Origin of the sequence: uncultured Clostridium sp. (assembly GCF_937920395.1) — a bacterium.
Classification (GTDB): Bacteria; Bacillota; Clostridia; order Clostridiales; family Clostridiaceae; genus Clostridium_AD.
In genome coordinates this window covers 1-8,417 of record NZ_CALEVF010000306.1, presented here as the reverse complement: position 1 = coordinate 8,417, position 8,417 = coordinate 1, and the positions used below count along the sequence as shown (strand labels likewise).

General features: G+C 31.7%; 6 protein-coding genes. 1 reads left to right on the top strand and 5 read right to left on the bottom strand.

Going from position 1 to position 8,417, the window contains the following annotated elements:
- On the top strand, positions 1 to 888 hold an 888-nt coding region (locus Q0649_RS19265), incomplete at its 5' end, for an alpha-galactosidase (protein ID WP_298845738.1).
- Positions 889 to 969: 81 nt separating this feature from the next.
- Here Q0649_RS19265 and Q0649_RS19260 read toward each other — a convergent pair.
- From Q0649_RS19260 to Q0649_RS19240, 5 genes are all read right to left on the bottom strand, one after another.
- Complete coding sequence (locus Q0649_RS19260; protein WP_298845736.1) at positions 970 to 3,996, bottom strand: glycoside hydrolase family 2 TIM barrel-domain containing protein; 3,027 nt, start codon at positions 3,994 to 3,996, stop codon at positions 970 to 972.
- A gap of 43 nt (positions 3,997 to 4,039) precedes the next feature.
- A complete protein-coding gene (locus tag Q0649_RS19255; protein ID WP_298845734.1) occupies positions 4,040 to 4,858 on the bottom strand; it encodes a carbohydrate ABC transporter permease in 819 nt (272 codons plus the stop codon).
- Entirely contained in the window at positions 4,855 to 5,682 is an 828-nt protein-coding gene (locus tag Q0649_RS19250; RefSeq protein ID WP_367179417.1) for a carbohydrate ABC transporter permease, read from the bottom strand. Before Q0649_RS19250 ends, Q0649_RS19255 begins: the two co-directional genes overlap by 4 nt.
- Positions 5,683 to 5,805: 123 nt before the next feature.
- Complete coding sequence (locus tag Q0649_RS19245; protein WP_298845732.1) at positions 5,806 to 7,110, bottom strand: ABC transporter substrate-binding protein; 1,305 nt, start codon at positions 7,108 to 7,110, stop codon at positions 5,806 to 5,808.
- 276 nt (positions 7,111 to 7,386) lie between these two features.
- On the bottom strand, positions 7,387 to 8,417 hold a 1,031-nt coding region (locus Q0649_RS19240), incomplete at its 5' end, for an extracellular solute-binding protein (protein WP_298845730.1).

Sequence of the window (8,417 nt, the reverse complement as noted above, 5' to 3'; positions counted from 1 at the left end):
CCTAATAGAACTAGGTCTGAGGCTAGAACACAATTAGTTCTTGATTTATCAAGAATAGATGTTTGCGATTATATTATAAAATCAATAAGTAGTATTTTAAAAAGTGCTCCGATTAGTTATGTTAAATGGGATATGAATAGAAATATGACTGAAATAGGTTCAGATTTATTACCTCCCGATAGGCAAAAAGAAACTGCCCACAGATATATGTTAGGACTTTATAGAGTAATGGAATCAATAACAACAAGCTTCCCGAATATATTATTTGAAAGTTGCTCCGGTGGTGGTGGACGTTTCGACCCAGGAATTTTATTTTATATGCCACAAACCTGGACTAGCGATGATACTGACGCTGTGGAAAGACTTAAAATTCAATATGGAACGAGCATTGTTTACCCAGCAAGCACTATGGGTTGCCATGTTTCAGCCGTTCCTAACCACCAGTTAGGTAGAAATATATCTCTTACAATGAGAGGAGATGTTGCAATGTCTGGGAATTTCGGATATGAGTTAGATCTTACTAAATTCTCAGATATTGAAAAAGAAGAAGTAAAACTTCAGATCTTAAAGTACAAAGAATTAAGAGAACTAATTCAGCACGGAGATATGTATAGACTTCTAAGCCCATTCGAGGGAAATGAGACTGCATGGATGTATGTCTCTACCGATAAATCAGAGGCTTATATTAGTTATTTCAGGGTTCTTGCAGTACCTAATGGGGCAAGTATAAAATTAACTTTAAAAGGTCTCAATCCTGATATTGATTATAGTATTGTAGGCAACGATGATCTTTATGGTGGTGATGAGCTGATGTACTGTGGGCTTAATATACCCGACTTAAATGGTGATTATTCCAGCGTCACTTGGAGAATTAAGGCTCTAGAATAAAAAGTAATAACATCTTTTCCATTATAAACTCAAAAACGAACACTAGAGAAAATCTCTGGTGTTCGTTTTTCTTATAAATAACTATTCTAAACATTTTTTCATTATAAATTCAAAGTGAATATTCTTCGAAGAATCTATAAGATATTCTTTATGAACTGGTGCTCCCCAGCTATCATCACCACCTATTCCCATTTGCTTTGCTGCAATGGTTACTACTGTATAGTTAACCTTTGGTAGTTCATTGTGATGATATGCATTTTGAAGCTCGAAAGCTGTATATGGAGATACTCCTAATTCAAATGGTAATTTATTAGATTCAAACTCAATACCAAACCCATTTTTATCTTTTATCTTAGCCCATCTAACTCCAGTATGGTTTCCACTTTCCTGAGGTACAATATACCCCGAAACATTTTCTTCGACTGATTTTTCGAAAATTCCAAGTGTCGCTCCATGAAGTCTATCCACATAATTTTCTTCTGGCCCCTTACCATACCACCTGAAATTATCATAATCAGAGGATAATTTAAATGCCATTCCAAATATAGGAAGCTCAGGCATTCCATCAACACCTTTATAATCGCAACTCACTTTAATTTCACCATTAGAATATACAGTATAGGCTATCTTAACTTCAACTTGTATTGTTGCTAGAAGTGCGTATGTATATTCTACGGTAATGCTATAATCATCTTCTATTACATTTACATCTATGCAACTTTGGAACATGCTTGCTTGAAGCCATTGTCCACACCTGAATCCATGATTAGTTCCCTTATCATTATCAGTCATAGCTCTCCAATAAATAGGCATTGGAGCCCTAGTTATCATTTCTATGCCATTATATCTAAGAGATACCATTCCACCTTCTTGTTTTGAAAATAAGACACTAAAATCATCATTTTTAACTCCAATATTTACGTCTCCATGGACAACTTGAATTTTACTTAACTTTTTAGCATCAATAGTTCCCTCTACATTAAATACATACTGATCAAAAGCTACCACATGTAAAGCCTCTGCCCACATATTAGCATCTTTAAGTTTAAATGAAACATTCAAAGCATATTCCCCAATATTTTTCACCTGCGGAAGTTTAAAACTTATATATTTTTCTTCACAAGGTTTAACAATAACAGATATAAAATCCTTGTAAATTTCTTTTCCATTAAAATCTAGACAGTACTCTAAAATGTAATCAGAAGTATCTATAAACAGATTTTCATTTTTAACCAGAACTCCATCTCTACCAGTAACTAATTTTATATTTTGATAAAGTTTTTTTACTTCTCTAACCTTTGGAGAAGGTTTTCTATCTGCATAAACTATACCATCTCCACAGAAGTTATAGTCCGTTGGTCTATCATCAAAATCTCCTCCATAGGCCATAACTTCCTCATTAAACTTATCCTTTTTAATTAAGAACTGATCTATATAATCCCAAATAAAGCCACCTTGGTAAAGCTGATATTTGCTTTCTAACTCCACATATTTATGCAATGCTCCACAAGAATTCCCCATGGCATGCATGTATTCACAGCTTATATATGGTTTCTTTGGATGATTATTTAAATACTCTTCAATTTCAAAAACCTTAGCATACATTCTGCTTTCTATATCGCTAGTTTCATTAAAGCTCCTGTCCTGGAATACACCTTCATAATGAACTATTCTTGATGGGTCTTTTTCTCTAAAATACTCTGACATCTTGTATATATTTTCTCCACCAAAGGACTCATTTCCACAAGACCATATTAAAATAGACGGATGGTTCTTATCCCTTTCAAGCATAGACTTTGCCCTATCAAGTATTATGTCTAACCACTGTTTTTTACTGCCAGGAATAACCCAATCAGGTTTAATTTTACCCATTTTTTGCCAAGATCCATGAGTTTCGAGATTTGTTTCATCTATTAAATATATGCCATATTCATCACAAAGTTCATACCAATGTGTTTGATTAGGATAATGAGAGGTTCTCACAGCATTTATATTGTTTTGCTTTAAAAATTTTATATCCCATAACATATCTTCTTTAGTAATAGCTCTACCTTTCCTAGCGTTAAATTCATGACGATTTATACCTTTAAACACTATACGTTTGCCATTTATGGTCATAATCTTATTTATCATTTCAAAACTTCTAAATCCAACCTTTTGGCTGACAACTTCCACTACTTTTCCATCAATTCCTCGAATTAAAGCAAATAAGGTATAAAGATACGGATTTTCAGCACTCCAAAGCTCTACATTATTAACTTTTAAATCTAATGACATGTTTTCCGCTAAAGATATTCCTATTTCTTTTGCTACCACTATTCCGTCTTTATCCATAAGTTCTAAATCTATTGAAGCATTAATTTCTCCCTTTATTTCTAAATCAAGTTTTAAAACTGCATTTTTATAAGACTTATCTAGGTTTGTTTTCACAAATAAGTTTTGAATATGAGTTTCTGGAACCGAATATAAATATACATCCCTAAATATACCTGAAAAGCGCCAAAAATCCTGATCTTCTAGCCAACTTCCAGTTGATCTCTTGTACACCTCCACAGCCAATTTATTTTCTCCATCTTTAATAAACTTAGTTAAATCAAACTCTGCTGGAGTAAAGCTGTCCTCACTATACCCTATAAATTCACCATTTAACCAAAGATAAAAAGCGTTTTCCACTCCTTGAAAAGATATATATACAGGTCCACCTTTAATATTTTCATCAATATCGAAATACTTTACATAACTTCCCACAGGATTATATTCTGAAGATACCTCTGGTGGTAATAACTCGCTATGCCCATCCCAAGGGTACATAGTGTTTATATATTGAGGTTTATCATAACCTTGAAGTTGTATATGTGCAGGAACTTCTATATCCTTAAAACAATGGCAATCAAATTCGGGCTCATAAAAATTTTTAATTCTAGAGCTTGGATTTACTGCAAAACTAAATTTCCAATTTCCATTCAAACTTTGACGAAGGTCCATTTCTCCAATTGATTCTTCTTCTTTTGTCAAATAATATTTATGGTCTGAGTGAGCATCAATTCTGTTAACAGCAAAAATTGATGGATCAGAAAGCCAATCTAAACTTGGTATTTTAAAATTCATAATTTCATCTCCTATTTTCTATTGATAGATATATATTACCATATTATCCTTTAACAGAGCCTAGCATTCCTGCAACGAAATGTTTCTGCATTAAAAAGAAAACTATTGCCGTTGGAAGTGTAGCTATTACTATTCCAGCCATAATCATTCCATAATCTGGCGAATAGGATGAACCCATAGTAGAAATAATAAGTGGAACTGTTCTATTTTCTGGACTTTGCAGTGCAATAAGTGGCCACATATAATTATTCCAACTACTCATAAATGTAATAATGGCTGCTGCTGCATAAGTAGATTTCATTGTAGGTACATAAATTCTTGTGAATATTTGAATTTCGTTTAACCCATCAATACGACCTGCTTCTAAAATATCCTTTGGAAAAGATTTCGTATTTTGTCTAAAAAAGAATATTAAAAATGCAGTAGATATACTAGGAATTATTACTGCCGCTGCAGTGTTTAATCCAAAGACTTTAAATGTGCTAAACATCTTAAATAATGGTATCATAAGTGCCGCAAATGGAACCATCATAGATAGTAATAATATATTAAAAACTCTATCCCGAACTTTATTCCTATATATTTCAAAACCATAACCTGCAAAAGAGGCTATAATTAGTGCTAAAATTGTTGTTATAATAGAAATCTTAGCTGAATTCCATAAAGATGTAGCAAAGTTCAAATCAGAATTAAAAAGGTTTTGCATATTTTGTAGTAATTGCGTACCTGGTATTAATGATCCTTTAGTCACATCTACTGATTTATTCGTCATACCTATAAGCATCCATACAAATGGGAAAATAGAAATTATGGATATTATACTTAAAAATATATATTTAAATGAGCTTTTTACATTTTTCATTTTTCATCACCTGCCACTTTAAATTGTATTAAGGATAATACAGCTATCATAATTACAATGGTAAAAGATACTGCTGCTGCATAACCAAAATTCGGACTATATTTAAAACTTAAATTGTATATGTACTGTGATATTGTAGTTGATGCATTTCCTGGCCCACCTTTAGTTATATTCATTACTTCATCAAATAATTGCAAAGTACCTGTAGTTGACATTACTGTAGTAAATAGAATAATTGGTTTTAATAAGGGTACAGTAATATGGAAAAATTGTTTTACTCCAGTCGCTCCATCTATCCTCGCTGCTTCATAAATGCTTGGATCAATGTTCTGTAAACCAGCTAAATAAAATATCATATTATAACCAGTCCAACGCCAAGTTATAGCTATAATTATAGTTATTTTAGCCCAAAATGGACTTGTAATCCATTCTATAGGAGTAGTTATTAAATGTATGTTCATTAGCAAATTATTCATTAACCCATCATTTGAAAATAAACTTTTAAATATTACAGAATATGCTACCAATGATGTTACACAAGGCAGAAATATTGCAGTTCTAAAAAAGCCTTTTAATTTTAAATTTTTATCATTTAACATTACAGATATAAACAATGCTAGTAAAATCATTATTGGAACCTGAACTACTAAATAAATAAGAGTGTTTGTAACTGCTTTTTTAAATATATCATCAGTAAATAATCTAGTATAATTAGCAGTTCCTACGAATTTTAGATTATTTCCCATACCTGATTCAAATGAGGTAATCAACGCTTTTATCATAGGATAAAATACAAAAGAAATTATTATAAGTATACTCGGAATAGTAAATAACCAACCTGTCCTATCATAATTTTTGTTTAATTTACTTTTTTTCACAACGGCTGCGCCTCCCTTTTATAAGTTAATCCTTTGTTAATCATTAATTAACAAAGGATTATAATTAATCTATTTAACTACAGCAGATTCTGCTTGCTTTTGAGCATCTTTAAGTGCTGTATCAATATTAGCACCACTCTTCACTATAGATTGTACTGTTCCAGTTAATATATCTTCTATACTATAAGTGTATAAACCAAAGTTTACTGTAGGTATTTGTGTTGACCATTTAGATAAATCAAGTGCTGTTTTTTGTCCACCATAAAATTCAACTGGCTTTTGATAATTAGCTGTAGTTGAAGATGCTTTTAAAGTACTTACAAGATTAATTTTTTGTGCTAAGGTATTCATAAGTTCTTTATTACTACCAAAAGTTTTAGCAAGGAAATCTGAAGCTAATTCTGAATCTCCAACCTTATCTAAAACATACCAACTTGATCCTCCAATACTTGAAGAATTTACTGAGGTTTTTACTGCGCCAAGTCTTGGTATTGATGCCACTGCCCATTTTTTATTTTGATCCGTTGCTTTAGTTATTGAACTTGAAATCCAGCATCCTGTTGGCACTGACGCAACATCACCCTTTTGGAAGGCGCTTACATATTGATCCCAATCAGAAATTTGTTTTACTATTCCTGATTCCATAAGCTGTTTATATATTTTAATACTTTCCTTTAAAGCTTGATTATTTTCTAAATTTACAGTCTTTCCATCCTCTTTTACATACCATTGACCAGCAGATTGCATCATAACTCTTATTATTCCTAAATCGTTAGGATCTAAGGTGAGCATTGCTTTACCAGTTTTTGCTTTTACTGCATTGCCAATTTGTATGAATTTTTCCCAAGTTATATTTTCCATGTCTGATTTTTTATATCCGGCCTTTTCTATTAAATCCGTTCTATAAAATAGAGCTGCAACACCACTATCAAAAGGAACTCCGTAAAGCTTTCCATCTAAACTATCTGGTTTAAGCTTATAGTCCATAAAATCAGTAGTCTTAACCTTGCTAGACATATCTTTAAAAGCATCCGGATAAGAAGTCAAAAAGTTTTGTGATCTATAATCTTCAATAAGAACTATATTAGGTAACCCTGCCGTTGTATTAGAACTTAGATTTGTATTTAACTTTTGTACTATATCAGCTTGAGCCATTTCTACTATCTGTACATCTACCCCTTTATGATCCTTTAAATAAATTGCTTTTGCTTCTTTAGCAGCAACCACGTTAAAAGTTCCATCCCATGCCCATATTACAAGTTTTTTGTTTGTGGAAGTCGTTGTAGCACTTTTTTTGCTGGTTGTTCCACACCCTGCCATACTAAGTGTCATAATAGTAGTTAGAGCAATAGCAATTAATTTTTTTGTTTTCATAGTTAAAATCCCCCCTGAGTTGTTTTTTTCATTTAAACGATTTCAATAATTTCTATACTTAGTTTATATCAAATTTCAAAAATCAAATAGTAATATATTTATATAAACTTGTGGTATTTTAACAAATATATTTAAATACAAATAATGTATTTGTACTTTTTTAAGATTATATAATTTTTTATATGTATTTATAGATTTATTTAGCTAGCTTATAGTGATAATTAATATAATCCTTTATCAATTATTGATTAACAAAGGATTATATTATAAGTTAAGCTATTTAACTACAGCAGATTCTGCTTGCTTTTGAGCATCTTTAAGTGCTGTATCAATATTAGCACCACTCTTCACTATAGATTGTACTGTTCCAGTTAATATATCTTCTATACTATAAGTGTATAAACCAAAGTTTACTGTAGGTATTTGTGTTGACCATTTAGATAAATCAAGTGCTGTTTTTTGTCCACCATAAAATTCAACTGGCTTTTGATAATTAGCTGTAGTTGAAGATGCTTTTAAAGTACTTACAAGATTAATTTTTTGTGCTAAGGTATTCATAAGTTCTTTATTACTACCAAAAGTTTTAGCAAGGAAATCTGCAGCTAATTCTGAGTCTCCAACCTTATCTAAAACATACCAACTTGATCCTCCAATGTTAGAAGCATTTACTGATGTTTTCACTGCCTCGAGTCTTGGTATTGGTGCCACTGCCCATTTTCCATTTTGATCTGTTGCTTTTGTTATTGAACTTGAAACCCAACATCCAGAAGGTACTGATGCAACATCACCCTTTTGGAAGGCGCTTACAAATTGATCCCAATCAGAAACTTGTTTTGCTATTCCTGCGTCCATAATTGTTTTATATGTTTTTATAGCCTCTTTTAATGCTACATTATTTTCTAAATTTATAGTCTTCCCATCATCTTTTACATACCACTGACCACAAGATTGAATCATTGATCTTAACAATGCTAAATCATTAGGATCTAATGTGAGCATTGCTTTTCCTGTTTTTACTTTTACTGCTTTACCAATTTCTATAAATTTATCCCAAGTCATATTTTCCATGTCTGATTTTTTATATCCAGCCTTTTCTATTAAATCTGTTCTGTAAAATAGTGCAGTCACGCCACTATCAAAAGGAATTCCGTAAAGCTTTCCATTTAAACTATCTGATTTAAGCTTATAGTTCATAAAATCAGTAGGCTTAACCTTGCTAGACATATCTTTAAAAGCATCAGGATAAGAGGTTAAAAAGTTTTGTGATCTATAATCTTCAATAAGAACTATATTAGGTAACCCTGCCG

Excerpts from the sequence above, each read along its gene's own strand:
- Q0649_RS19260 (WP_298845736.1), bottom strand. The coding sequence starts at position 3,996 with ATGAATTTTAAAATACCAAGTTTAGATTGGCTTTCTGATCCATCAATT.
- Q0649_RS19255 (WP_298845734.1), bottom strand. The coding sequence starts at position 4,858 with ATGAAAAATGTAAAAAGCTCATTTAAATATATATTTTTAAGTATAATA.
- Q0649_RS19245 (WP_298845732.1), bottom strand. The coding sequence starts at position 7,110 with ATGAAAACAAAAAAATTAATTGCTATTGCTCTAACTACTATTATGACA.